Source organism: Streptomyces changanensis, from assembly GCF_024600715.1.
In the GTDB taxonomy this organism is placed as follows: domain Bacteria; phylum Actinomycetota; class Actinomycetes; order Streptomycetales; family Streptomycetaceae; genus Streptomyces; species Streptomyces changanensis.
Map to the genome: position 1 here is coordinate 5,359,327 of NZ_CP102332.1, position 26,990 is coordinate 5,386,316.

16 protein-coding genes are annotated in these 26,990 nt (G+C 72.4%); 12 read left to right on the forward strand and 4 right to left on the reverse strand.

All coding sequences use genetic code 11. From position 1 onward, the window contains the following. Positions 1 to 160: 160 nt before the first annotated feature. Positions 161 to 4,009 carry a GH92 family glycosyl hydrolase gene (locus NRO40_RS23455; protein WP_257375496.1) on the reverse strand — a complete coding sequence of 1,283 codons (3,849 nt, stop codon included), beginning with the start codon at positions 4,007 to 4,009 and terminating at the stop codon, positions 161 to 163. Between the two features lie 422 nt (positions 4,010 to 4,431). On the opposite strand from NRO40_RS23455, the gene ngcE reads away from it, so the two are divergent. The 9 genes from ngcE to NRO40_RS23500 all read left to right on the forward strand — a co-directional run bounded on the left by ngcE (position 4,432) and on the right by NRO40_RS23500 (position 17,028). Then, a complete protein-coding gene (gene ngcE, locus NRO40_RS23460) occupies positions 4,432 to 5,919 on the forward strand; it encodes an N-acetylglucosamine/diacetylchitobiose ABC transporter substrate-binding protein (RefSeq protein WP_079046929.1) in 1,488 nt (495 codons plus the stop codon). A 211-nt stretch (positions 5,920 to 6,130) separates the two neighbouring features. Then, positions 6,131 to 7,054: a carbohydrate ABC transporter permease gene (locus NRO40_RS23465; RefSeq protein WP_058941398.1), complete on the forward strand. Its 924-nt coding sequence runs from the start codon at positions 6,131 to 6,133 to the stop codon at positions 7,052 to 7,054. Between the two features lie 65 nt (positions 7,055 to 7,119). Then, a complete protein-coding gene (locus NRO40_RS23470) occupies positions 7,120 to 8,016 on the forward strand; it encodes a carbohydrate ABC transporter permease (protein ID WP_058941448.1) in 897 nt (298 codons plus the stop codon). Between the two features lie 211 nt (positions 8,017 to 8,227). Next, the gene (locus NRO40_RS23475) at positions 8,228 to 9,439 is read left to right on the forward strand and encodes an ROK family transcriptional regulator (protein WP_058941397.1); all 1,212 of its coding nucleotides are present in this window, start codon (positions 8,228 to 8,230) and stop codon (positions 9,437 to 9,439) included. A gap of 122 nt (positions 9,440 to 9,561) precedes the next feature. Beyond that, on the forward strand, positions 9,562 to 10,662 hold the full coding sequence (locus tag NRO40_RS23480; RefSeq protein WP_058941396.1) for a substrate-binding domain-containing protein: 1,101 nt from the start codon (positions 9,562 to 9,564) through the stop codon (positions 10,660 to 10,662). Between the two features lie 199 nt (positions 10,663 to 10,861). Beyond that, the gene (locus NRO40_RS23485) at positions 10,862 to 11,656 is read left to right on the forward strand and encodes an ATP-binding cassette domain-containing protein (protein WP_058941395.1); all 795 of its coding nucleotides are present in this window, start codon (positions 10,862 to 10,864) and stop codon (positions 11,654 to 11,656) included. After that, on the forward strand, positions 11,653 to 12,957 hold the full coding sequence (locus NRO40_RS23490) for a sugar ABC transporter permease (protein WP_058941394.1): 1,305 nt from the start codon (positions 11,653 to 11,655) through the stop codon (positions 12,955 to 12,957). Before NRO40_RS23485 ends, NRO40_RS23490 begins: the two co-directional genes overlap by 4 nt. 332 nt (positions 12,958 to 13,289) lie before the next feature. Next, positions 13,290 to 15,248 (forward strand): 1-deoxy-D-xylulose-5-phosphate synthase, encoded by a 1,959-nt coding sequence (gene dxs / locus NRO40_RS23495; RefSeq protein ID WP_058941393.1) that lies wholly within the window; start codon positions 13,290 to 13,292, stop codon positions 15,246 to 15,248. Between the two features lie 229 nt (positions 15,249 to 15,477). After that, positions 15,478 to 17,028, forward strand: coding sequence for an amino acid permease (locus tag NRO40_RS23500; protein ID WP_257375497.1), 1,551 nt, complete (start codon positions 15,478 to 15,480; stop codon positions 17,026 to 17,028). A gap of 138 nt (positions 17,029 to 17,166) precedes the next feature. Here the strand turns inward: NRO40_RS23500 and NRO40_RS23505 are convergent, their stop codons facing one another. After that, positions 17,167 to 17,544 carry an NYN domain-containing protein gene (locus NRO40_RS23505; protein WP_058945505.1) on the reverse strand — a complete coding sequence of 126 codons (378 nt, stop codon included), beginning with the start codon at positions 17,542 to 17,544 and terminating at the stop codon, positions 17,167 to 17,169. Positions 17,545 to 17,614: 70 nt separating this feature from the next. Between NRO40_RS23505 and recQ the strand changes: the two genes are divergently transcribed. Both recQ and NRO40_RS23515 read left to right on the forward strand, forming a co-directional pair. Next, positions 17,615 to 19,462 carry a DNA helicase RecQ gene (recQ, locus tag NRO40_RS23510; RefSeq protein ID WP_058945504.1) on the forward strand — a complete coding sequence of 616 codons (1,848 nt, stop codon included), beginning with the start codon at positions 17,615 to 17,617 and terminating at the stop codon, positions 19,460 to 19,462. A 1,148-nt stretch (positions 19,463 to 20,610) separates the two neighbouring features. Further along, positions 20,611 to 20,997 carry a nuclear transport factor 2 family protein gene (locus NRO40_RS23515; protein WP_058942568.1) on the forward strand — a complete coding sequence of 129 codons (387 nt, stop codon included), beginning with the start codon at positions 20,611 to 20,613 and terminating at the stop codon, positions 20,995 to 20,997. Positions 20,998 to 21,074: 77 nt separating this feature from the next. On the opposite strand, the gene NRO40_RS23520 is transcribed toward NRO40_RS23515, so the two are convergent. Then, entirely contained in the window at positions 21,075 to 23,204 is a 2,130-nt protein-coding gene (locus NRO40_RS23520) for a 3-hydroxyacyl-CoA dehydrogenase NAD-binding domain-containing protein (RefSeq protein ID WP_058942567.1), read from the reverse strand. Further along, entirely contained in the window at positions 23,201 to 24,427 is a 1,227-nt protein-coding gene (locus NRO40_RS23525; RefSeq protein WP_058942566.1) for a thiolase family protein, read from the reverse strand. The genes NRO40_RS23520 and NRO40_RS23525 overlap by 4 nt, the downstream gene beginning before the upstream one ends. A gap of 320 nt (positions 24,428 to 24,747) precedes the next feature. Between NRO40_RS23525 and NRO40_RS23530 the strand changes: the two genes are divergently transcribed. Next, a complete protein-coding gene (locus NRO40_RS23530; protein WP_058942565.1) occupies positions 24,748 to 26,958 on the forward strand; it encodes a catalase in 2,211 nt (736 codons plus the stop codon). Positions 26,959 to 26,990 lie beyond the last annotated feature (32 nt).

Genomic DNA, 26,990 nt, shown 5'->3' on the forward strand with positions numbered 1-26,990 from the left:
CGCCGGCGCGGGGCCCGGGCCAGCGATTTATCGCCCGCCGCGACGCCCTGGCGCCACCCGCCCGGCGTACGTCCCGCCGCACCCGCGCCCGCCGCCCGCCGCGAGGCCCTGGCGCCGCCCGCGCCCGCCGCGCGCGTGCCCGCCCGCGCTCCCGCCGGTCTCACCCGCGGGGTGGCCGGGCCAGGAGTTCCACCTCCGCCAGCTCCCGGCCCGCTCCCGCTCCCGCGTCCGCGGCGACCAGCCGGTAGGCCCTGTACGCCCCCGGCCGGGCCACCGTGAACACCCGCGTCTGGCGGTCCCAGCGGAAGACCTCGCCCGACCGGCGGTCCACCTCCCGCCAGCGGGCGCCGTCCGTCGAGCCCTCCAACACCCAGCCGTCCGGCGCGGCCGCCGCGGCCGCGGAGGTCAGGGTGTACTGGACCGCGCGGACCGGCCCCGGCACCGGCAGCTCCACCGCGCCCGACACCGGCCCCGCCGTCGCCGACGTGTCGTCGAACAGCGGGCCGGGACCCGACAGGGCGTCGCGCCGCGGCACGGGCACGCGGTCGTCCCGGGTGACGGAGGCGGGCGCCGCGTCCGCGCCCGTGCCCCACGTCGAGGGCCGCGGCCCCATGTCGAACTCCAGCGTCCCGCCCCGCGCGAGGAGCCCGTGCGGCAGCGCCGTCGACGTCCACTGCCGGCCGTTGACCCGCAGTCCCTGCACGTAGACGTTCCGGGGGCTGTTGCGCGGGGCCTTGACGACGAGCACCGCCCCGTCGTCGGTGCGCACCGTCGCCTTGGTGAACAGCGGCGACCCGACGGCGTACTCGCCCGCGCCCATCACCAGCGGGTAGAAGCCGAGCGCGGAGAACAGGTACCAGGCCGACTGCTCGCCGTTGTCCTCGTCGCCGTGGTAGCCCTGGCCGATCTCGCTGCCGACGTACAGCCGGGACAGCACCTCGCGGACCTTCTCCTGCGTCTTCCACGGCTGCCCCGCCGCGTCGTACATGTACGCGACGTGGTGGGCGACCTGGTTGGAGTGGCCGTACATGCCCATCCGCACGTCCCGCGCCTCCGTCATCTCGTGGATGACGCCGCCGTACGAGCCGGCGAACTCGGGCGCGCCCGTCTCCGGTGTCGAGAAGTACGCGTCGAGCTTCGCCGCGAGACCGGCGCGCCCGCCGTACAGGTTGGCCAAGCCCCGGCTGTCCTGCGGGGCGGTGAAGGCGTACCCCCAGCCGTTGGTCTCGGTGTAGTCGTACCCCCACACGCGCGGGTCGTACGAGGCCGACGGCACCCGCCACCGGCCGCGCGCGTCGCGCCCCTGGAAGAAGCCGGCCTCCGCGTCGAAGAGCGCCACGTAGCCGCGCGCCCGGTCCAGGAAGTACGCGGCCTCCTCCCCGTAGCGGGCCTCGCCGGTCCTGCGGTGCAGCTCGCGCGCCATCCGCGCCAGGCCGAAGTCGTTGACGTACCCCTCCATCGACCAGGACAGGCCCTCGTGCGTCTCCGTCGAGGCGTACCCGGTGAAGGGGGAGGTGGCCATGCCCTTGCGGCCCACGCCCCGGCCCGGCGGGAGCACCGTCGCGTTCTTCAGCGCCGCCTCGTACGCCGCCTCCGCGTCGAAGCGGACGCCCTTGACGTACGCGTCGGCGAACGCCACGTCCGAGGACGTGCCGGTCATCAGGTCGGCGTACCCCGGCGACGACCAGCGGGAGATCCAGCCGCCGTCCCGGTACTGCTGGACGAAGCCGTCCACCAGTTCCCCCGCCCGGCGCGGGGTGAGGAAGGAGTAGGCGGGCCACGTCGTCCGGTAGGTGTCCCAGAAGCCGTTGTTGACGTACACCTTCCCGTCGACGATCTTCGCGCCGGTGTGCGTCGGGGTGTCCGGGCCGGTCTGCGGGGAGAACGGGCTGGCGTAGCGCCACCGGCCGTCGACCCGCTCATGGCCGGAGTTGGGGTACAGATACAGCCGGTACAGGCCGGAGTAGAGCGTCGTGAGCTGGTCGCGCGTCGCGCCCTCCACGCGCACCCGGCCGAGGAGGCGGTCCCACTGCGCCCGCGCCGCGGCCGCCACCGCGGCGAACGGCGTGCCCGCCGGGATCTCCGCGGCGAGGTTGCGCCGCGCCTGTTCCACGCTGATCAGCGACGTCGCCATCCGCAGGTGCACCGTCCGGTCCCGGCCCGCCGCGAACCGCAGGAAGCCCCGGACGCCCTCCGCCGACGAGGCGGTGACCGGCGCGTCGAACACACCGTGGACGAACATCCGCGTCGCGCCCGTCGACAGACCGCTCTTCACGTCCGAGTAGCCGGTGAAGGAGCTCGTCGCCGGATCGAGCGTCAGCCCGCCCTCCTGCGTGATGTTGTCGAAGACCACCGACGCGTCGTCACCGGGGAACGTGAACCGCATCGTCGCCGCGTGGTCCGCCGGGGCGATCTCCGCCGTGAGGCCGTTCTCGAAGCGGACCCGGTAGTGGTGAGGTCGCGCCGACTCGTTGCCGTGACGGAACTCCAGCGCGCGGGCGGCCCGTTCGGTGGGTGGCGCCCCCGGCCCCGGCGCCGCCGACGGCATCACCTGGAACGTCTGCCGGTCGCCCATCCAGGGGCTCGGCTCGTGGCTGGCGCTGAACGCCTGGAGCGCGGGCAGGTTGTTCGCGGTGTTGCCGCGCGCGTACTCGTACAGCCAGCTCTTCGACGCGGCGTTCGTCACCGGCGTCCAGAAGTTGAAGCCGTGCGGCACGGCCGTCGCGGGGAAGGTGTTGCCGCGCGAGAAGGCGCCGCTGGAGTGGGTCCCGCGCACCGTCGAGACGTACGCGGAGGGATGGACGTGCGCCGGTTCGGGCGCCGCGCGGCTCAGCGTGACGTCGTCGAGCCACCCCTGGAAGCGGGCGGGTCCCCGCGGCGCGTCGTACGCCACCAGGATCCGGTCCACGACGCGGCCGGCGGCGACCGCGCCGATGCCGGCCGTGACCTGGTTCCACTGGTTGGCGTAGAGGCGCTTCGCGGCGGCCTGGCCGCGCGGCGTGAGCACCCCGCCGTGGCTGTCGGTGGCGCGCAGGCCGCTGAGGTAGGTCCCGTCGGTGAAGGCCAGGTCCACGGCGACGTGCGTCGCGGGGTACGTCAGGTCGGCCCCGGTGCCGCCGGGCCCCGCGGGCAGGGAGGGGTGGATCCGGTACGACAGCTCCGTGGTGGGCCCGACCGCGACGTGCACGTCGAAGACCTTGTTGTACGAGTGCCCCGGCCCCGCCGCCCGGTGCGTCCCGGCGTACCGCAGCGCCCGCAGGCCGGTGAAACCGGCGTGCGCCTTGGCGGTGGGGGAGCCGGCCGGGCCCCGGTCGACGTGGCTGCGCATGGTCCGCGGCGCGGGGGCCGTGCCGTCCCCGTCCGAGAGGTGGACGTCGGCGAGTTGCAGGGTGGCGGGGGCGCCGTTGTTGGCGGTGATTTCCAGCCGGTAGTGCGCGTACCGGGTGGTGTTGGCGAAGTGGTACGTGCGTGTCCGGAAGCGTTCCGGGAACGTCTCGTTCTCGCGGGTGTCGAGGGGCGTCCAGCGCGTGCCGTCGGCGGAGCCGTGGAGCGTCCAGGCGCGCGGGTCGCGCGCGGCGTGGTCGTTGGCGGAGGTGAGGGCGTAGGAGACGACCGGGAGCGGTTCCTCCAGCGTGAATTCGAGCCAGGCGGTCGGGGCTAAGGTGAGCCATTTCGTGGTGGGTTCGGAGTCGAGCAGATTCTCCTTCGTCTCGCCGGCCTCCGCGTGCTCCCCGCTGGCCCGCACCCCGGTGACCCGGTCCGTCACGTCGCCGGGGATGCCCGCGGCGAAGGCGCCGTCCACACCCCGGGCCCGCTCCCGGCCGTCCGGGCCGGTCTCGACGGTGTCGCGCCAGGTGGGCGGGGCCTCGTCGGGTTCGAACGAGGTGGTGAACTCCTGTGCCGGGGCCGCAGGTCGGGCCGGTGACGCCTGTACGGCCGGGGGCGATCCGGCCACGAGCAGCGAGACGGCCGCCAGGACGACGGCCGTGCGAAGAGGTCGTAACCGCATCCGACGCTCCCTCCGATCGCGCCAGGACAACGTTGTCAACTCAAGGGCGCGGGGTCCAGTAGGGAGCGAGGTGGAAGAGGGTGTCAAGGGTTCCGGCGGGGTGGTGCGGCGCGATTCATTCCTTCCGGTGATCGAATCGAGCTTCGATTCACGCCGCGCTGAAAGGAATTCCCCCGAGGTCTCAACTAGGGAAAGACTCCTGCCGAATACTGTTATCGATCTTGCCCCGTCGACCTGAAGTGGACTATACCTGTCGGCGTCCGCGCCGGCCGTTCCCGAACGGCCGGGCGGTGCGCTGCTCCCTGCACGAACCGGCACGACCCAGCTGCACGAGACCGCGGTGGCGGGGCCCTTCGCCTCTGGCGAGTCGTACGGGGCGACCGGCGCACCGCCTGAGTCCTGGAGAAGGCGAGGACTTGAGCATGGGATCCACCTCCGCCCGCAACGACGGCGACGACGGTTCCACTCCCGAGGGCGGCCGCGGCCGCGCGGGCCACGGCCGCCGAGAACTGCTGCGGCGGTCCGCCGCGCTCGGCCTGATCGCCGTACCCGCCACGGGCCTGCTGTCCGCCTGCGCGACCGGGGGCGGCGGTGGCGGCGGCGACGGCGCGACCGCCCCCGCCGGCGAGAAGACCGAGAAGAACCCGCTCGGCGTCAAGGAGGGCGCCCCGCTGGAGGCGTTCATCTTCAAGGGCGGCCTCGGCGACCAGTACGCGAAGGACGCCGAGGCCGACTACAAGGCCACGTACAAGGCGGACGTGAAGCACACCGGCACCCAGCAGGTGGGCCCCAAGCTCACCCCGCGCTTCGCCGGCGGCAACCCGCCCGACGTCATCGACAACTCCGGCGCCGACCACCTGGACATGAACAAGCTCTCCACGCAGGGGCAGCTCCAGGACCTCGCCGCCCTCCTGGACGCCCCGTCCCTGGACGACCCGGCGAAGAAGGTCCGGGACACCATCCACCCCAGCACCGTGGAGAAGGGCAGGCACGGCGACACCTTCGACGTGCTGTACTACGCCTTCACCATCTACGGCACCTGGTACTCGCAGAAGCTGCTGGAGTCGAAGGGCTGGGCGTACCCGCGGACCCTCGACGAGATGGTCGCGCTCTGCGGCGAGATCAAGAAGGCGGGCATCGCGCCCTGGACGTACGCCGGCAAGTATCCGTACTACGTCCACTTCAACCTCTTCGCCCAGATCGCCAAGATCGGCGGCATGGAGAAGTGGACCGCCATCGACAACCTGGAGCCCGGCGCCTGGACGTCCAACGACGCGGTCCGCCAAGTCGTCGAGCACTACGAGGAGCTGGCCGCGAAGAAGTACTTCCTGGAGGGCAGCCAGGGCCTGACGCACATCCAGTCCCAGACCGCCTGGAACCGGGGGAAGGCCGTCTTCCTCCCCAACGGCTCCTGGGTGGAGAACGAGTCGGCGCCGACGACCCCCGACGGCTTCGGGATGGCGGTGGGCGCGCTCTTCGACGGCACGGGCGACGCGATGCCGCACGGCACCCTGCGCGCCGAGCCGAGCGAGCCGTACATCGTCGCCGCGAAGGGCGCGAACCCGGTCGGCGGCATGGAGCTGCTGCGCATCATGCTGTCGCGCAAGCACGCGCAGAACTTCGCCACCAAGGTGAAGTCCCTGACCTGCGTGGTCGACGCCACCGAGGGCATGTCCCTCTCGCCGGGGCTCGCCTCGGCCAGCAAGGTCTTCAAGGAGGCCGGCGACCACCTGATCAGCCTCCAGCTCCAGGAGTGGTACCCGGCGCTCACCGACGAGAAGATCGGCGGCCTCACCGGTCAGCTGCTCGCCGGCGAGCTGAAGGCCGCCGACTGGATCAGGAAGACCCAGGCGGAGGCCGACAAGGTGGCCAAGGACCCGTCCGTCACGAAGTTCAAGCGCACCGCCTGACCGCGACCACGACCGGCGCGGGGCCGACGCCGCGACCACGACCGGCACCGGGCCGGGACCCGGGCCTCCGGTCGGCGCCGACCGGGCCGGCGCCGGTACCGGTACCGGTACCGGCCGCCCGTCGGCCGGCACGGCGCCGTGCCGCGCCGGCCGGTTCCGTGCCGGTCGTCAGTCGTCGGCCGGTGGATGAGGGGAAGGGGCCGCACGCTCCATGCAACACGGCAAGTACCGATTCATCGTGGGCTTCCTCGCCCCACCTCTGCTCGTCTACGCCGTCTTCGTCGTCTCGCCGTTCGTCCAGGCCTTCCAGATCTCGCTGACGGACTGGTCGGGCCTGGTCGGCACGGCCCGCTTCGTCGGCGCCGACAACTTCGTCCGGCTGTGGGAGAGCGAGGAGTTCTGGAACGCGCTGCGCCACAACGTCTACATGCTGGCCCTCGTGCCGCTGGTCACGCTCGCCCTCGGCCTGTTCTTCGCGTTCATGCTCAACGTGGGCGGCAGGCGGCGGCCGAACCAGGTCGTCGCCGGTGTGGCGGGCTCCCGCCTCTACACGTTCGTGTTCTTCCTCCCGCAGGTCATCTCCATCACGATCATCGCGGTCATCTGGTTCAACATCTACAACCCGGACCCGGACGACGGCATGCTCAACTCCCTCCTCGACGCGGTCGGCCTGGAGGGGCTGCAGAACGCCTGGCTGGGGGAGAAGAGCCTCGCGCTGTGGTGCATCAGCGCGGTCATGGTCTGGGGGCACGTGGGCTTCTTCGTCGTCCTGTTCTCCGCCGCGATGGCGTCCATCCCCCGCGACGTGTACGAGGCGGCCCTGCTGGACGGGGCGGGCCGCTCCCACACCTTCTTCCGGATCACGCTGCCGCTGCTCTGGGACACCGTGCAGACCGGCTGGGTGTACATGGGGATCATCGCCCTGGACGCGTTCGCCCTGGTGCAGATCATGTCGGTGAACATGGGCGGACCGGACGGCGCCACCGACGTCATGCCGCTCAGGCTCTACCTGACGGCCTTCCGCGACAGCCAGTACGGCTTCGCGGCCGCGATGGGCGTCGCGATGCTCGTCGTGACGATGGCCTTCGCCGTGCTCACGCTGCGCTTCGCGCGCCGTGAGCGGATCGAGTACTGAGGGAGCGGCGCGTGACCACCGACGAGATCAGCAAGGCCGACGGGCCGGTACCGGGCGCCGGCACCCTGGCGTCCCCGCGCACCCCCCGCCCGTCGGCGGGCCCTGGGCGCCCCGGGGTCCGCCCGTCCGGGGGCGGCGTCCTCAACGTCTTCTCGCACGGCATCCTCGTGCTGTGGGCGCTGATGGTCGGCGTCCCGCTGCTGTGGGTGCTGTGGAGCGCCTTCAAGGACAGCAGCGGCATCCTCACCGACCCGTGGGGGCTGCCGACGGTCCTGCACTGGGAGAACTGGTCCAACGCCTGGAACGAGGCGAACATGGGCCGCTACTTCGTGAACACGGCGATCGTCGTGGGCGGTTCCGTCACCGGCACGATGGTGCTGGGGTCGATGGCCGCGTACGTGCTGGCCCGCTTCACCTTCCCCGGCAACCGGTTCGTCTACTACCTGTTCGTGGCCGGGATGTCCTTCCCCGTCTTCATGCTGGTGATCCCGCTCTTCTTCGTGATGCGGGACTTCCCCGGCACCTCGCTGCTGGCGACGTACCACGGGCTGATCCTCGTCTACATCGCGTACTCGCTGCCCTTCACCGTCTTCTTCATGACGGCGTTCTTCCGGACGCTGCCCACGTCGGTGGCGGAGGCGGCGCTGATCGACGGCGCCTCGCACACCCGGACGTTCTTCCAGGTCATGCTGCCGATGGCGAAGCCGGGACTGATCAGCATCGGGATCTTCAACTTCCTGGGGCAGTGGAACCAGTACCTGCTGCCGATGGTGCTGAACCAGCAGGAGGACAAGTACGTCCTCACCCAGGGCCTGGCGATGATCGCCCTGCAGCAGGGGTACGAGAACGACTGGGGCGCGCTCATGGCCGGCATGGTGATCGCGATGCTGCCCGTGCTGGTGGTGTACGCCGTCTTCCAGCGGCAGGTGCAGGCGGGGCTCACCTCCGGCGCCCTGAAGTAGCCGTCCGGCGGCTACGAGCCGTGAACCGCCCGCCGGGCCCCACGGGCTCCGGAGGGCGGTTTCTTTGTGTCCCAATGCCGACATATCGGTCTTATTGCGACATTACCCGCTCATCAGAGCTTCGTAATGCTCAAGGTCTTGACGGAGACCAACGCGAAAGGCTCAGCTTAGAGTTCACATGTTGGAGAAAACGGCAGGAGTGAGAGAGTCGATGGAGACTCCGGGGTCGCAGACGTCTCTGCATCGCGCCAACCTCGAGCGGGTCGTGCGCGCCGTCCGTATGGCCGGTTCCCTCACCCAGGCGGAGATCGCCCGGGCCACGGGGCTGTCCGCCGCCACGGTCTCCAACATCGTGCGGGAGCTGAAGGACGGCGGCACGGTCGAGGTCACCCCGACCTCCGCGGGCGGCCGCCGCGCCCGCAGCGTCTCGCTCAGCGGTGACGCCGGGATCGTCATCGGCGTCGACTTCGGCCATACGCACCTGCGCGTCGCCGTCGGCAACCTCGCCCACCAGGTGCTCGCGGAGGAGGCCGAGCCGCTCGACGTGGACGCCTCCTCCGCCGAGGGCTTCGACCGGGCGGAACACCTGGTCAAGCGGCTGATCGAGACCACCGGAATCGGCCCCGACAAGGTCATCGGGGTGGGGCTCGGCGTCCCCGGCCCGATCGACGTCTCGTCCGGCACGCTCGGTTCCACGTCGATCCTGCCGGGCTGGACCGGGATCAACCCCAGCCGGGAGCTGTCGGCCCGCCTCGGCGTCCCCGTCCACGTGGACAACGACGCCAACCTCGGTGCCCTCGGCGAGCTCGTCTGGGGCGCCGGCCGGGGCGTCCGCGACCTCGCGTACATCAAGGTGGCCAGCGGTGTCGGGGCCGGGCTCGTCATCGACGGGCAGATCTACCGGGGCCCCGGCGGCACGGCCGGCGAGATCGGCCACATCACGCTCGACGAGTCGGGCCCCGTCTGCCGCTGCGGCAACCGCGGCTGCCTGGAGACCTTCACCGCGGCCCGCTACGTCCTGCCGCTCCTCCAGCCCGGCCACGGCCCCGACCTCACCATGGAGCGGGTGGTCCGGCTGGCGCGCGAGGGCGACCCCGGCTGCCGCCGTGTCGTGGCCGACGTGGGCCGCCACATCGGCAGCGGCGTCGCGAACCTCTGCAACCTCCTCAACCCCAGCCGGGTCGTCCTCGGCGGCGACCTCGCGGAGGCCGGTGAGCTGGTCCTGACGCCCATCAGGGAGTCCGTCTCGCGGTACGCGATCCCCAGCGCGGCCCGGCACCTCTCCGTCGCTCCGGGCGCCCTCGGCGGGCGCGCCGAGGTGCTGGGAGCACTCGCCCTCGTCCTGAGTGAAATGGGTGATTCGACCCTTCTGGAGGGCGCCCACCAGTCGGCCGGGAAGGCCACTACGCCTGCGTTCACTTAGATAACGCATGGCACCGTTGTCATCTCGTTAACAATTCACTCCTTGACGACGAGGTGGCGGCCCGAGTTGACTCACAGCCACCTCGGCCGCAGTGTCGCGGCCTCGTCAGGGAGGCAAACCCAATGAACGCAATGACGCGACGCGTCGCCATAGGTACGGCCGCGGTGTCCATGGCCGTGTCCCTCGCCGCCTGTGGCAAGGCGGGAGACGGCGGCTCCGCCGGCGGCGACGGCGGTGACGGCAAGACCATCGGTCTGCTCCTGCCCGAGAACAAGACCACGCGCTACGAGACCTTCGACCGCCCGATCATCGAGGCGAAGATCAAGGAACTCTGCTCGGACTGCGAGGTCAAGTACAACAACGCCGCCCAGGACACCGAGACCCAGAAGAAGCAGTTCGACGCGCTCGTCACGCAGGGCGTCAAGGTGATCATCCTCGACGCGGTCGACTACAAGGCCACCAAGTCGTGGGTGCAGCAGGCCGAGAAGAAGGGCGTCAAGGTCGTCGCGTACGACCGGCTCGCCGAGGGCCCGATCGCCGCCTACGTCTCGTACGACAACGAGAAGATCGGCCGCCTCCAGGGCGAGGCCCTCGTCAAGGCGCTGGGCGCCGGGGCGAAGGACGCCGACGTCGTCATGATCAACGGTTCGCCGACCGACCCGAACGCCCCGCTGTTCAAGAGGGGCGCCCACAGCGTCCTCGACAAGCAGGTCGGGAAGATCGTCTACGAGCAGGACATCCCGGACTGGTCCCCGGACGAGGCGAACAAGAAGATGGGCGCCGCCATCGACTCGCTCGGCAAGGACGGCTTCCAGGGCGTCTACTCCGCCAACGACGGCATGGCCGGCGGCATCATCACCGCCCTCAAGAAGCAGGGCGTCAAGGTCCCCGTCGGCGGCCAGGACGCCGAGCTCGCCGGTCTGCAGCGCATCCTGAAGGGCGAGCAGTCCTTCACGATCTACAAGCAGATCAAGCCCGAGGCCGAGACCACCGCCGAGATCGCCGTCGCGCTCCTCAAGGGCGAGAAGTTCGCCCACCTCACCCCGGCCAAGGTCACCAGCCTCACCGGCGAGTTCAAGAACATCCCGGCGAAGCTCTACGACGCCCAGATCGTGACCAAGGACAACATCGCCGACACGGTCGTCATGGACAAGGTCTACAAGGCCGCCGACATCTGCACGGCCGAGTACAAGGCCGCCTGCGAGGCCGCCGGCATCAAGTAGCCGGCACCCCTCCCTCCTCACCACGCGCGGGGCCCGCTCCGAAGGGGCCCCACACGAGGCCCGTTCGACCCGGGCCCCCGCACCGGTCCGGCGCCCACCCCCCTCATCACGCCCCGCGGCGGCGGGCGGGCGCCGGACTCCCTCGCACCCCTTGTGCTCCAACGCACCACCATCCCCGCCCGTCGGGCGGGTGAAGGAGATGATTCACGTGTCCGCTACGCCCGTGCTGGCGTTGCGCGGAGTCTCCAAGCGGTTCGGCGCCGTCCAGGCGCTCACCGACGTAGACCTGGAGATCCACGCCGGAGAGGTCGTCGCCCTGCTCGGCGACAACGGCGCCGGCAAGTCGACCCTCGTCAAGACGATCTCGGGGGTCCACCCGATCGACGAGGGCAGCATCGAGTGGGAGGGCCGTCCGGTCCGGGTCACCCGGCCGAACGACGCCCAGGAGCTCGGCATCGCCACCGTCTACCAGGACCTCGCCCTCTGCGACAACCTCGACGTGGTCGCCAACCTCTTCCTCGGCACCGAGCTGCGCCGCGCCTCCGTCCTCGACGAGATCGCGATGGAGAAGCGCGCCAAGGAGCTCCTCGACACCCTCTCCATCCGCATCCCGAGCGTGCGCATCCCGGTCGCCTCCCTCTCCGGCGGCCAGCGCCAGGTCGTGGCCATCGCCCGCGCCCTGATCGGCAACCCCAAGGTCGTCATCCTGGACGAGCCGACCGCCGCCCTCGGCGTCGAGCAGACCGCCCAGGTGCTCGACCTGGTCGAGCGGCTCCGCGAGAACGGCCACGGCGTCATCCTCATCACCCACAACATGGCCGACGTCCGGGCCGTCGCCGACCGCGCCGCCATCCTGCGCCTCGGCCGCAACAACGGCGTCTTCGACGTCCAGGGCACGTCCCACGAAGAGATCATCGCCGCCATCACCGGCGCCACGGACAACGCCGTCACGCGCCGCCAGGCCCGTACGGCCTCGAAGGAGGACGCGAAGTGAGCGACCTCACCAAGACCCCCCGGCGCCGCGGCGCCCACGCCCCGAACGGCACCGACCAGTCGGCGGCGCCCGTACCGGCGGTCGACCCCCGCCTCCTCGTCCGCGAGCAGGGCCTCAAGGGCTACTGGACCGAGTTCACCCGCAAGGTCCGCGGCGGCGAGCTCGGCTCCCTGCCGGTCTTCATCGGCCTGATCGTCATCGCGGTCGTCTTCCAGTCGCAGAACGCCAACTTCCTGTCGGCGAGCTCCGTCGCGAACATCGCGGTCTACAGCTCCGGCCTCGGCATCATGGCCGTCGGCATCGTCTTCGTCCTCATCCTGGGCGAGATCGACCTCTCCGTCGGCTCCATCGCCGGCGTCGGCGCCGCCGTCTGGGCGGTGCTCAGCGTCACCAACGGGCTGAACGACTGGCTCGCCGTCCTCATCTCCGTCGTCGTCGGCCTGGCCCTCGGCCTCCTGCACGGCTTCTTCTTCGCGAAGGTCGGCGTGCCCGCCTTCGTCGTCACCCTCGCCGGCTTCCTCGGCTGGAGCGGCCTGCAGATCTGGCTGATGGGCAAGGAAGGCTCCATCAACACGCCGACCGGCAGCGTCGTGGAGAGCCTCACCGGCTACTACTTCGAGGACAAGGCCGCCGCCTACGGCCTGGCCGTCGCCGCGGTGCTCCTCTACGCCGCGTCGCTGCTGCTGGACGTCAAGCGGCGCCGCGCCGCCGGCCTGGCCGCCCGCCCCACCAGCGAGATCCTGCTGCGCACCGGCGTCGTCGCGGTCCTGTGCCTCGTCGTCGCCTACGTGCTGAACGAGCCCGCCGGCGCCCGCGGCCTGCCGCTGGCCCTCGTGCTCTTCCTCGCCGTCCTGCTCGTCGCCGACTTCGTCGCCCGCCGCACCACCTTCGGCCGCCAGGTCTTCGCGGTCGGCGGCAGCGCCGAGGCCGCCCGCCGCGCGGGCATCAACGTCGACCGGATCCGGATCACCGTGTTCGGCCTCTCCGGCCTGCTCGCCGCGTTCGGCGGCCTCTTCGTCGCCAGCCTCTCCGGCGGCGCCACGAAGAGCCTCGGCGGCGGCAACACCCTGATGCTCGTCATCGCGGCGGCCGTCATCGGCGGCACCAGCCTCTTCGGCGGCCGCGGCAAGGTCTGGTCGGCCCTCCTCGGCATGATCGTCATCCAGTCGATCCAGCAGGGCCTGAACATGCTCGGCATGGCCAGCGAGATCCAGTACATGATCACCGGCGCGGTGCTCCTCGCCGCCGTCGTGATCGACTCGGTCTCCCGCAGGACCCAGAAGGACGCCGGCCGCGCCTAGGGGGCGTCGTGTCGATCAGGTCGGCCCAGCGAGCCCGACCTGATCGGCGGGACACACCCCCTGGCGGCAGCGCGTCACCCCGCAGTGCCCGGCGCCGCGCAACCGGCGCCGGGCACCGGCGCGTCCTGAGGGAGGGGCCCGTGGACACCGGGCACCCACCCGCCCCACGTGGTTACATTCGGCTACGTCCGCACCGCCCGTCCGTGTCACCACGTACGGGCGCCTCCCGGACACGGCCCGATGTCCACAGTCCGGGACGGAACATTAGACTCGGCGGATCGGCACGCTCGACCGGCTCAACCTCGACCAGCCCAACACGCAAGGAGGCACGGGTGGCATTGCTGACCCGTATCAGGGGACCGCGCGACCTCGACCGGCTCTCCCCGGAGCAGCTTGACCGGCTGGCCTCGGAGATCCGCACCTTCCTCGTCGACGCGGTCTCGAAGACCGGCGGCCACCTCGGCCCCAACCTCGGCGTGGTGGAGCTGACCATCGCCCTGCACCGCGTCTTCGAGTCCCCGAAGGACCGGATCCTGTGGGACACCGGGCACCAGTCGTACGTGCACAAGCTCCTCACCGGCCGCCAGGACTTCTCCAGGCTCAAGATGAAGGGCGGCCTGTCCGGCTACCCGGCGCGTGCCGAGTCCGAGCACGACCTCATCGAGAACTCCCACGCCTCGACCGTCCTCGGCTGGGCGGACGGCCTGGCGAAGGCGAACGAGGTGCTGGGCCGCGACGACCACGTCGTCGCGGTCATCGGTGACGGCGCGCTCACCGGCGGCATGGCCTGGGAGGCGCTGAACAACATCGCCGCGGCGAAGGACCGCCCGCTCGTCATCGTCGTCAACGACAACGAGCGCTCCTACGCCCCGACCATCGGCGGCCTCGCCAACCACCTGGCCACGCTCCGCACCACCGACGGCTACGAGCGCTTCCTCGCCCGCACCAAGGACATCCTCGACCGCACCCCGGTCGTGGGCAGGCCCCTGTACGAGACGCTGCACGGCGCGAAGAAGGGCCTGAAGGACTTCATCGCCCCGCAGGGCCTCTTCGAGGACCTCGGCCTGAAGTACGTCGGCCCGATCGACGGCCACGACATCGCCGCCGTGGAGTCCGCGCTCCAGCGCGCCAAGCGGTTCAACGGCCCGGTCATCGTCCACTGCCTCACCGAGAAGGGCCGCGGCTACCAGCCGGCCCTGGCGGACGAGGCCGACCGCTTCCACGCCGTCGGCAAGATCCACCCCGACACCGGCCTGCCCATCGCCTCCTCCGGGGCCGACTGGACCTCCGTCTTCGCCGACGAGATGGTCGAGCTCGGCAAGGAGCGCGAGGACATCGTCGCGATCACCGCGGCCATGCTCCAGCCGGTCGGCCTCGACAAGTTCGCCAAGGCGTTCCCGGAGCGGGTGTACGACGTGGGCATCGCCGAGCAGCACGCGGCGGTCTCGGCGGCGGGCCTGGCCGCGGGCGGGCTGCACCCGGTCGTCGCCGTCTACGCCACGTTCCTCAACCGCGCCTTCGACCAGGTGCTCATGGACGTCGCCCTGCACGACTGCGGCGTGACGTTCGTCCTGGACCGCGCCGGGGTCACCGGCACCGACGGCGCCTCCCACAACGGCATGTGGGACATGTCGATCCTCCAGGTCGTCCCCAACCTCCGCATCGCCGCCCCCCGCGACGCCGACCAGGTCCGCGCCCAGCTGCGCGAGGCCGTCGCCGTCGACGACGCGCCCACCGTGGTGCGGTACTCGAAGGGCGCCGTCGGCCCCGCCGTCGAGGCCGTCGGCCGTGTCGGCGGCATGGACGTCCTGCGCGAGCCGGGCACCGACCGGCCGGACGTCCTGCTCGTCTCCGTCGGCGCGCTCGCCCCGATGTGCCTGGAGATCGCCGACCTCCTCGACAAGCAGGGCATCTCCACGACGGTCGTCGACCCGCGCTGGGTCAAGCCCGTCGACGAGGCCCTGGCGCCGCTCGCCGACCGGCACCGCGTCGTCGTCACCGTCGAGGACAACGGCCGCGTGGGCGGCGTCGGCAGCGCCGTCGCCCAGGCGCTGCGGGACGCGGGCGTCGACGTGCCGCTGCGCGACTTCGGCATCCCGCCGCGCTTCCTCGACCACGCCTCCCGCAAGGAGGTCCTCGCCGAGATCGGTCTGACCGCCCCGGACGTCGCCCGCCAGGTGACGGGCCTCGTCTCCAAGCTGGACGGCCGCTACGAGGCCCCGGAGGAGACGGCCGACGAGCGGGCGGACGAGACCGCGGACGAGGCCGCCGCGGAGCCGGTCCGCGACTGACCCGCGTCGGGCCGGCCCCCACCGGGCCGGCCCACGGGCTCGCCCGCACCGGGCCGGCCCGGGCGCCGGACCGCCGCCGCCGTGCCGTGCGCCGGGTGGGCCGCGGTACGCCGCCGTAGGCCGTGTGGGCCGGTGGGAACACCCTGTTCGGGTGGTCCCACCGGCCCATTCGCGTGAACCCGGCCCGCGCGGCCGTCCCCCGCCCGCCCCGTCTCCGGATCATGACCGGGTGACGACACAGACGGACCCGGCGCCGCGCCGGAGAAGCGGCCTGTTCCGCACCAAGACGGTCGAGCAGTCCATCCAGGACACCGAGGAGCCCGAGCACGGGCTGCGCAGATCCCTCTCCGCACTGGACCTGACGGTCTTCGGCGTGGGCGTGATCATCGGCACGGGCATCTTCGTCCTGACGGGCAAGGTCGCCAAGGAGACCGCCGGTCCCGCGACGGCACTCGCCTTCGTCGTGGCCGGCGTCGTCTGCGCCCTGGCGGCCCTCTGCTACGCCGAGTTCGCCTCGACGGTGCCGGTCGCCGGCTCCGCGTACACCTTCGCCTACGCGTCGCTCGGTGAACTGCCCGCCTGGATCATCGGCTGGGACCTGGTGCTGGAGTTCGCGCTGGGCACCGCCGTCGTCGCCGTCGGCTGGTCCGGGTACGTCCGCTCGCTCCTCGACAACGTCGGCTGGCACCTGCCGCAGGCACTGTCCGGGACGGACGAGGTCCACGGGTTCGGCTTCGACCTGCTCGCCTTCCTGCTGGTGCTGGCGCTGACCGGCGTCCTCGTGCTCGGCATGAAGCTGTCGGCGCGGCTCACCGCGCTCGTCGTCGTCATCAAGGTCACGGTCGTCCTCGTCGTCATCGTGGCCGGCGCGTTCTTCGTCAAGGCGGCGAACTACCGGCCGTTCATCCCCGAGGCGCAGCGGCAGACCGGGGGCAGCGGCCTCGACGCGCCGCTCCTGCAGGTCCTCTTCGGCTACGAGCCGACGAACTTCGGCGTCATGGGCATCTTCACCGCCGCGTCGATCGTCTTCTTCGCCTTCATCGGTTTCGACGTGGTCGCCACGGCCGCCGAGGAGACCCGCGTGCCGCAGCGGGACATGCCGCGCGGCATCCTCGGGTCCCTCCTCATCTGCACCACCCTGTACGTCGCCGTGTCGATCGTCGTCACCGGCATGCAGCACTACAGCCGGCTCTCCGTGGATGCGCCCCTCGCGGACGCCTTCAAGGCCACCGGGCACCCGTGGTACGCCGGCTTCATCAGCTTCGGCGCCGCCGTCGGCCTCATCACCGTGTGCATGATCCTGCTGCTCGGCCAGACCAGGGTCTTCTTCGCGATGAGCCGGGACGGCCTGCTCCCGCGCTTCTTCTCCCGGACCCACCCGGTGTACCAGACGCCCTACCGCGCGACGGTGCTGCTCGGCGTTCTCATCGCCGTCATCGCCGGCATGACCAGCATCGCGGAGCTGGCGACGCTGGTGAACATCGGCACCCTGTTCGCGTTCGTCGTCGTCGCCCTGGGCGTGGTGATCCTCCGCCGCACCCGCCCCGACCTGCCGCGTGCCTTCCGCACCCCCCTGGTGCCGTGGCTGCCGGCGGCGTCGGTGGCCGCGTCGCTGTGGCTGATGCTCAACCTGCCCGCCGAGACCTGGGTCCGCTTCGCCATCTGGATGGCCCTGGGCGTCGTCGTCTACTTCCTGTACGGCCGGTCCCGCAGCCGCATGGCCGGTGGGCCCGGACCGGAGCGCGCCCCGGCCGGGACCGGCGGACCGGACCGCGGCTAGACCGGGACCGCCGGGCCCGACCACGACCGGGCCCGACCACGACTGGTTCCGCCGTGGCCGGGCCGGACCCGCCGGGCTCGGGCCCGGCCCGGCCGCGGCCGCCCCGGCGCCGTAGGGGTGCGCGGGGTCGGGGCCGGGTCAGGCGGGACGTACCGTGCGCGGGCCGGCGCAGCGGGCGCCGTACGCGGTGACGCGGTGGCGCAGCTCCCGGTCGGCGGTGACGACCACACACGGGCGGTCCGCCGCCGCGCGGGCCAGCTCCGCGATGGTGGCGTCGCCGTCCGCCGGGGCCGCCACGACCCGCACGCCGTCGACCGGCTCGACGCCGCGCGCCCGCCCCTCCACGACCAGCACGATGTCGAGCGGCCCCGGCAGCAGACCGGGCACACCCCCGGCGGCGTACCCGGCGAGGTGGTCGCGCAGCCGCTCGGCGGCCGCCCGGCGGTCACGCCACCAGCCGTCCGGTACGGAGCCGACGACGTTCGCCGCGTCGACGATCAGCAGGGGGGACGTCATGGCCCCCACGTTATCCACAGGCGGCGGTCGGAGGTCCCCGGGCCCCGTGCGGCGCTCGTAGTATTGCCGAATGACTTCCCCGCACGCATCCGACGCGGACGAGGCCCTGCGGGTCCTCGGCCGGGTCTTCGGCTACGACTCGTTCCGCGGTGAGCAGCGGGAGATCATCGACCACGTCGTGGGCGGTGGTGACGCGCTCGTCCTCATGCCGACCGGCGGCGGCAAGTCGCTCTGCTACCAGATCCCCGCACTGGTCCGCCCCGGTGTCGGCGTCGTCGTCTCGCCGCTCATCGCGCTCATGCAGGACCAGGTGGACGCCCTGCGCGCGGTGGGCGTGCGGGCCGGGTTCCTCAACTCGACGCAGGACCTCGACGAGCGGCGGCTGGTCGAGGCGGAGTTCGCCGCCGGTGAGCTGGACCTGCTCTACCTGGCGCCCGAGCGGCTGCGCGTCGAGTCGACGCTGCGGCTGCTGGAGCGGGGGAAGATCGCGCTGTTCGCCATCGACGAGGCGCACTGCGTCGCCCAGTGGGGCCACGACTTCCGCCCGGACTACCTCCAGCTGTCGCAGCTCCACGAGCGCTGGCCCGACGTGCCGCGCATCGCCCTCACGGCGACCGCGACGCGGGCGACGCACGCGGAGATCGCCTCCCGGCTGAAGCTCCAGGACGCCCGCCACTTCGTCGCGAGCTTCGACCGGCCCAACATCCAGTACCGGATCGCCCCGAAGAACGAGCCGCGCAAGCAGCTCCTCGCCCTCCTGCGCGGCGAGCACGAGGGCGACGCCGGCATCGTCTACTGCCTGTCCCGCGCCTCGGTGGAGAAGACCGCCGCGTACCTCGTCGAGCACGGCATCGACGCCGTCCCGTACCACGCGGGGCTCGACGCCCGCACCCGCGCCGAGAACCAGTCGCGCTTCCTCCGGGAGGACGGCCTGGTCGTCGTCGCCACGATCGCCTTCGGCATGGGCATCGACAAGCCGGACGTCCGGTTCGTCGCCCACCTCGACCTGCCGAAGTCCGTCGAGGGCTACTACCAGGAGACGGGCCGCGCCGGCCGCGACGGCCTGCCCTCCACGGCCTGGCTGGCGTACGGGCTCAACGACGTCGTGCAGCAGCGCCGCATGATCGACACCAGTGAGGGCGACGAGGAGCACCGCCGCCGTCTCGCCGCCCACCTCGACGCCATGCTGGCCCTGTGCGAGACCGTCGAGTGCCGCCGCGTCCAGCTGCTCGCCTACTTCGGGCAGGAGAGCGGCCCCTGCGGCAACTGCGACACGTGCCTGACGCCGCCCAGCACGTGGGACGGCACGGTCGCGGCGCAGAAGGCCCTGTCGACCGTCGTCCGGCTCAAGCGGGAGCGGAACCAGTCCTTCGGCGTCGGCCAGATCGTCGACATCCTCCTCGGCCGGAAGACCGACAAGGTCATCCGCTTCGACCACGACGCGCTGAGCGTCTTCGGGATCGGCACGGAGCTGACGGAGGCGCAGTGGCGCGGCGTGGTCCGCCAGCTGCTCGCCCAGCGGCTCCTCGCGGTGCAGGGCGAGTACAACACCCTCGTCCTCACCGACGAGTCCGCCGAGGTGCTCGCCGGCCGCCGCCGGGTGCTGCTGCGCAGCGAGCCGGAGAAGCCCGCGCGCGCCGGTGGCCGGGGCGGTGCGGCGGGGAAGCGGAAGGCCGCGCCCGTCGACCTGCCGGACGAGGCGCTGCCCGTCTTCGAGCGGCTGCGGGCGTGGCGCGCGGCCACCGCCAAGGAGCAGGGCGTCCCGGCGTACGTCGTCTTCCACGACGCGACGCTGAGGGAGATCGCCGCGGCGCCGCCCTCGACCCTCGCCGAGCTCGGCGCGGTCAGCGGCGTCGGCGAGAACAAGCTCGCCAAGTACGGCGAGCAGATCATCGAGGCACTCGCCGCGGAGGACTGACCACGACGGGCGGGGTGGCGCGCGACGCGCCACCCCGCCCGGTGGTCCTCACGCCCCCGAGGACCGACGGCCCCCGCCCCACCGTCGGCCGCCCCGTCTGCCGCCTCACCGTCCGCCGTCCCGTCGGTCGCCCGACCGGCCGCCGGTCCGCCACCCCGCCGGCGGCGCACCGGTGTCGCCGCTGACGGTTCGCAGCGGGCCGGCGGCCGACGCCCACCGCCCCGCCGCCGCCCGTGACCGCGTGCTGACCGTCGCCGGCACCCCGGGCGCAGCGGCCGCCGCCCCGCCGTCGCCGCCGACCATCACGAAGCGACCGCCCCCACCCGCCACCGCGCCTACGAGGCCACCGGGCCACCGCGCCGTTGGGCCACCAGGCCTGCGCCGCCACCGGCCACCCGCCACCGCGCCGCCGGGTTTGCGCGGCCACCGTGCCTGCGCCGCGCCCCCCCGCCCCGCGCGGGCGAGCCAGAGCGGCCACCGGGCCTGTGCCGCCACCACCAGCCACCGGGCCTGTGCGGCCGCCACCCTGGCGGCAGCGGCCGCCGACCCGCCGTCGCCGCCTATCACCACGGAGCGGCTGCCGGCAGACCCACCGCCCCCACTCGCCACCGGGCCCGCGCTGCCGCCGCCACCCGCCGCCGGGCCACCAGGCCTGCGCGGCCATCGTGCCTGGGCCGCCGCTGCCCGCCACCCCGCCGCCGGGCCTGCGTTGCCGCCACCCGCCACCCGCCACCCGCCACCGGGTCAGAAAGGCAACGGTGCCTGCGCCGCCCCCACCTATCGCGCGCTGCCGGGTAGAGCGGCAACGTGCCTGCACCGCCCAACGGTGCCTGCGCTGCCCCCACCCGCCACCCGCCACCCGCCACCCGCCACCGGGCCAGAGCGGCCGCCGCCCCGCCGTCGGCGCCGACCACCACGGAGAGACCGCCCCCACCGCGCCGCTGGGCCCGCGCGCCACCGGGCCGCCGGGCCGCGTCCATGGTGCTCGTGCCCCGCACCCGCCGCCGGGCCGGCGCGGCAACGGTGCCCGCGCGCCCCACCCGCCACCCGTCACCGCGCCGCCCGGCCTGCGTCGCCGCCGGCCGCGTGGCCGGTGGCGGCGGAACGGGGTTGCCGAGGGGGCGGCGGGTGGGGGGGAGGATGTGTCCATGGACGGTACGACGGACGAGGTGGCCCAGGCGATCGCGGGCGAGTTGCGGTTGATGGACCCGCGCGTGCGTGCGTCGCGGGAACTCGCCGCCCAGCTCCTCGACCCCGAGTTCGTGGAGGTCGGCGGGTCGGGTCGGCGTTGGACGTACGCCACCATGCTCGCCGAGCTGCCCGATCATCCGGGCAGCTCGGCGGACGGCCCCCGCTTCGAGCCCTCGGGGATCTCGGGTGTGCGGCTCGCCCCCGGCCTGGTACACCTGACGTTCGAGACGAGGCTGGGCGGGCTCAGGACCCGGCACAGTTCGATCTGGCGGAAGAGAGCCGGAGCCGGGGGCTGGCGGATGTACCACCATCAGGCCACGCGTGTGTCGCCCGGCGGCGAATAGGGGATCGTGTCCGAAACGGCGGACGGGCCGCACGGGAGGATCCCGTGCGGCCCGTCCGGGCGTTCACTGCGCGGTGGTCACGCCGGGACGCTGGCGACGCCCTGCGCGAGGAACCGCTTGCCGTTCACGCGCTCCGACACGCCCTCGCGGTCCAGGTACGGCGTGATGCCGCCCAGGTGGAAGGGCCAGCCGGCGCCGGTGATCAGGCAGAGGTCGATGTCCTGCGCCTCGGCGACGACACCCTCCTCCAGCATCAGCCCGATCTCCTGGGCCACGGCGTCGAGCACGCGGTCGCGGACCTGCTCCTCGGTCAGGACGGTGTCGCCCTGCTTCAGCAGCGCGGCGACCTCGGGGTCCAGCTCCGGCTTGCCCGAGTCGTAGACGTAGAAGCCGCGCTTGCCCGCCTCGACGACCGCCTTGAGGTTCGGGGACACGGTGAACCGGTCCGGGAAGGAGCGGTTCAGCGTCTCCGACACGTGCAGGCCGATCGCGGGGCCGACCAGCTCCAGCAGGACCAGCGGCGACATCGGCAGGCCGAGCGGCTCCACGGCCTTCTCGGCCGTGGCGACCGGGGTGCCCTCGTCGATGACGTTCTGGATCTCGCCCATGAAGCGGGTGAGGATGCGGTTGACGACGAACGCCGGGGCGTCCTTCACCAGCACCGCGGTCTTCTTCAGCTTCTTCGCCACGGCGAACGCGGTAGCGAGGGAGGCGTCGTCCGTCTGCTCGCCGCGGACGATCTCCAGCAGCGGCAGGATCGCGACCGGGTTGAAGAAGTGGAAGCCCACGACCCGCTCCGGGTGCCGGAGCTTCGAGGCCATCTCCGACACCGACAGCGACGAGGTGTTGGTCGCGAGGACCGCGTGGGCGGGGGCGACGGCCTCCACCTCGGCGAACACCTTCTGCTTGACCGACATCTCCTCGAACACGGCCTCGATGATGAAGTCCGCGTCCGCGAAGCCCTCGGCCTTGTCCAGGACGCCGGACACCAGCGCCTTGAGGCGGTTGGCCTTGTCCTGGTGGATGCGGCCCTTGCCGAGCAGCTTGTCGATCTCGGCGTGGACGTAGCCCACACCCTTGTCGACGCGCTCCTGGTCGATGTCGGTGAGGACGACCGGGACCTCCAGGCGGCGCAGGAAGAGCAGCGCCAGCTGCGAGGCCATGAGGCCGGCGCCGACGACGCCGACCTTGGTGACCGGGCGGGCCAGGCTCTTGTCCGGGGCGCCGACCGGGCGCTTGGCGCGCTTCTGCACCAGGTTGAAGGCGTAGATGCCGGAGCGCAGCTCGCCACCCATGATCAGGTCGGCGAGGGCGGCGTCCTCGGCGTCGAAGCCCTTCTGGAGGTCCCCGTCCTTGGCCGCGGCGATGATGTCGAGGGCCCGGTAGGCGGCCGGGGCCGCGCCGTGCACCTTGGAGTCCGCGATGAACCGGCCACGGGCCACGGCGGCGTCCCAGGCCTCGCCGCGGTCGACGTCCGGGCGCTCGACCGCGATCTCGCCCTTGAGGACGGACGCGGTCCACAGCAGCGACTGCTCCAGGAAGTCCGCACCCTCGAAGAGGGCGTCGGCGATGCCGAGCTCGTAGACCTGCTTGCCCTTGAGCTGACGGTTCTGGTTGAGCGAGTTCTCGATGATCACCGAGACCGCCCGGTCCGCGCCGATCAGGTTCGGCAGGATGGCGCAGCCGCCCCAGCCGGGGACCAGGCCGAGGAAGACCTCGGGCAGCGAGAACGCCGGCAGGGCGGCGGACACGGTGCGGTACGTGCAGTGCAGACCGGCCTCGACGCCGCCGCCCATCGCCGCGCCGTTGTAGTACGCGAAGGTGGGGACGGCCAGCGCGGAGAGGCGCTTGAAGACGTCGTGGCCGCCCTTGCCGATGGCCAGCGCGTCCTCGTGGCGCTTGAGCAGCTCGACGCCCTTGAGGTCGGCGCCGACCGCGAAGATGAAGGGCTTGCCGGTGAGGCCGACACCGACGATCTCGCCGTCGGCGGCCTCCTTCTCGACCTGGTCGATCGCGGCGTCGAGGTTGCCGAGCGACTGCGGGCCGAAGGTGGTCGGCTTGGTGTGGTCGAAGCCGTTGTCCAGCGTGATCAGCGCGAAGCGGCCCGCGCCGAGGGGCAGGTCGAAGTGGCGTACGTGCGCCTGGGTGACGACCTCGTCCGGGAACAGCTCGGCCGCACCCTTCAAAAGCTCAGCGGTGGTGCTCACTTGCTGCCTCCGGCGTCCTTGTGGTTCGGGTTCTCCCAGATGACCGTGGCGCCCATGCCGAAGCCGACGCACATGGTGGTGAGGCCGTAGCGGACCTCCGGCTGCTCCTCGAACTGCCGGGCCAGCTGGGTCATGAGGCGCACGCCGGAGGAGGCCAGGGGGTGGCCGTAGGCGATGGCGCCGCCGTACTGGTTGACGCGCGCGTCGTCGTCGGCGATGCCGTAGTGGTCGAGGAAGGAGAGCACCTGGACGGCGAACGCCTCGTTGATCTCGAACAGGCCGATGTCGCCGATGGAGAGGCCCGCCTTGGCGAGGGCCTTCTCGGTCGCCGGGATCGGGCCGTAGCCCATGACCTCCGGCTCGACGCCCGCGAAGGCGTACGACACGAGGCGCATCTTGACGGGCAGGTCGTTCTCGCGGGCGAAGTCCTCGGACGCGATGATCGACGCGGTGGCGCCGTCGTTGAGGCCGGCCGCGTTGCCCGCGGTGACCCGGCCGTGGACGCGGAACGGCGTCTTCAGGTTGGCCAGGCTCTCGAGCGTGGTGCCCGGGCGCATCGGCTCGTCGGCGGTGACCAGGCCCCAGCCGGTCTCGCCCGCCTCGGCGTTGGTGCGGCGCACGGAGATCGGCACCAGGTCCTGCTGGATCTTGCCGTTGGCGTACGCCTTGGCGGCCTTCTCCTGGGAGCGCACGGCGTACTCGTCGGCGCGCAGCTTGGTGATGTGCGGGTACCGGTCGTGGAGGTTCTCCGCGGTCATGCCCATGAAGAGGGCCGACTCGTCGACCAGCTTCTCCGACACGAAGCGCGGGTTCGGGTCGGCGCCCTCGCCCATCGGGTGGCGGCCCATGTGCTCGACACCGCCCGCGATGGCGACGTCGTACGCGCCGAAGGCGATGGAGCCGGCGGTCGTGGTCACCGCGGTGAGGGCGCCGGCGCACATGCGGTCGATGGCGTAGCCGGGGACCGACTGCGGCAGACCGGCGAGGATGCCGGCCATGCGGCCGATGGTGAGGCCCTGGTCGCCGATCTGCGTGGTGGCGGCCACGGCGACCTCGTCGACCTTCGCGGGGTCGAGGCCGGGGTTGCGGCGCAGCAGCTCCCGGATGGCCTTCACGACGAGATCGTCGGCGCGGGTCTCGTGGTAGATGCCCTTCGGGCCCGCCTTGCCGAACGGGGTGCGGACGCCGTCGACGAAGACGACGTCCCTGACGGTACGAGGCACGATGGCTCTCCTCCAGGGTGCGGGGTGGCACTGCTGCGGCGACGCGCCTAAGCGCGCGCTTGCTGCCCCCATGCTACTTACGGGTAACCAGGCTGCACAGTCCCCCGGCCCGGAGCGTCGAAGGTCACACCGGGTCGGCGTAGGGGTCGGCGCGGTCGGGCGTGGCGCGAAAGGGCCGTTCGAAAGGCCCGTCCCGGGGCAGACGGGCGATCACCGCGCCTCCGCGTGTGCCGATGGACGGACGTACGTCCACCCAGCGTTACCCCGGGCGCCGCGGCGGTCAAGGCTCATGCGATCCCTCGCCCCACCCTGGAGGTCCCGTGCACAACCCCCCCGCCCCCGGCGCGCCCGCTCCCGAGCCCGCGCGGGTGGACGAACCCACCGAGCCGCGTGAGCCCCTGCCGCCCAAGCCCGACCAGCGGGGACCGGAAACCGTCAGCCCGACCGGCCAGCCGACCGGCGCCGACCCCGCCCGGATGGCGCAGAGCGGCGCGTACCTCACCACGGCGCAGGGCACGCGGCTGTACGACACCGACCACTCGCTGAAGGCCGGCGCGCGGGGACCGGTCCTCCTGCAGGACCACCACCTGCGCGAGAAGATCACGCACTTCGACCACGAGCGCATCCCGGAGCGGGTGGTCCACGCCCGCGGCGCCGCCGCCCACGGGATCTTCCAGGGGTACGGCACGGCGTCCGGCGTCTGCCGAGCGGCCTTCCTCGGCAAGGGCGTCGAGACGCCGGTCTTCGTCCGCTTCTCCACGGTCCTCGGCTCACGCGGATCGGCGGACACCGTCCGCGACACCCGCGGCTTCGCGACGAAGTTCTACACCAGCGAGGGCACCTTCGACCTGGTCGGCAACAACATCCCGGTCTTCTTCATCCAGGACGCGGTCAAGTTCCCCGACGTCGTCCACGCGGCCAAGCCGCACCCCGACCGGGAGATCCCGCAGGCGCAGAGCGCCCACGACACCTTCTGGGACTTCGTCACCCTGCACACCGAGGCCACGCACCACACGCTGTGGAACATGTCGGACCGCGGCATCCCGCGCTCCTACCGGATGATGGAGGGCTTCGGCGTCCACACCTTCCGCCTGGTCGACGCGGAGGGCGGGACCACGCTGGCCAAGTTCCACTGGAAGCCGAAGCTGGGCGTCCACTCGCTGGTCTGGGAGGAGGCGCAGATCATCAACGGCGTCGACCCGGACTTCCACCGCCGCGACCTGGCCGACGCCATCGAGGCCGGCGCGTACCCGCAGTGGGAACTGGGCGTCCAGACCTTCCCCGACACCCCGGACCAGACCTTCGAGGGCATCGACCTGCTCGACCCCACCAACATCGTCCCCGAGGAGCTGGCGCCGGTGCAGCCGATCGGGCTGCTCACCCTCAACGCCAACCCCTCCAACTTCTTCGCCGAGACCGAGCAGGTCGCCTTCCACCCCGGCCACCTCGTGCCGGGCATCGACATCACCGACGACCCGCTGCTCGCCGGGCGGCTCTTCTCGTACCTCGACACGCAGATCAGCCGACTGGGCGGGCCGAACTTCGCCCAGATCCCGATCAACCGCCCGCACGCCCCGGTCAACGACATGTTCCGCGACGGCATGCACCAGACGGCGGTCCACCGCGGCGTCGCCCCGTACCGCCCGAACTCGCTCGACGGCGGCTGCCCCTTCCTGGCCGGGGCGGACACCGGCGCCTTCGTCGAGACGCCCGTCGAGGTCCCGGCGGCCCGCAAGGTCCGCGAGGCGCCCGAGTCGTTCGCCGACCACTTCAGCCAGCCGCGCCGTTTCTGGCTGAGCATGTCCCCGGCCGAGCGCGAGCACATCATCGCCGCCTACACCTTCGAACTGGGCAAGTGCCACGAGCAGGCGATCAAGGAGCGCGGCCTGCGGGTGCTCGCCAACATCGACTCCGAGCTGTGCCGGCGGGTCGCCCAGGGCCTCGGCCTCCCGGCGCCCGAGCCCACCGTGGCACCGGCCGACGTGGCGCCCAGCCCCGCCCTGTCGCAGCTGGGCCACACCTGGCCGGTCGAGGGCCGCATCATCGGCATCCTGACGGCGGCGGACGGCGACCTGGACGGGGTGCGGGCGGTGCGCCGGGCCGCGCTGGAGGCGGGACTGGTCCCCCTGGTCATCGCCCCGGCGGGCGGCGTGCTCGACGCGGACGGCGAGCCGATCACGGTCCAGCGGACGTTCGCCACGGCCCGCTCCACCGAGTTCGACGCGCTGCTCCTGGCGGGCGTGCCGGGTCCGGGGGCCGACGCCTACGGCGCCCGCGACGCGAAGGCCGGCGGCACGGCCGCCGGCGCGGCGGGCACCGACCCGCGGGTGCTGCTGATGGTGGCCGAGGCGTTCCGGCACGCGAAGGCCCTCGCCGCCTGGGCGGGCGGCGACACGGTCCTGCGGGCGGCGGGGGTGCCGGCGGACGCGCCCGGCGTGCTCGTGGCGGAGGACGGCGAGCGCGCGCTGGGCGACGTGGTCGGCCTGCTCGCCCGCCACCGCGTCTGGCAGCGCTTCCCCGCGGAGGTCTGACCGTCACCGGCCCCCGCCCGGTGCCCGACGCA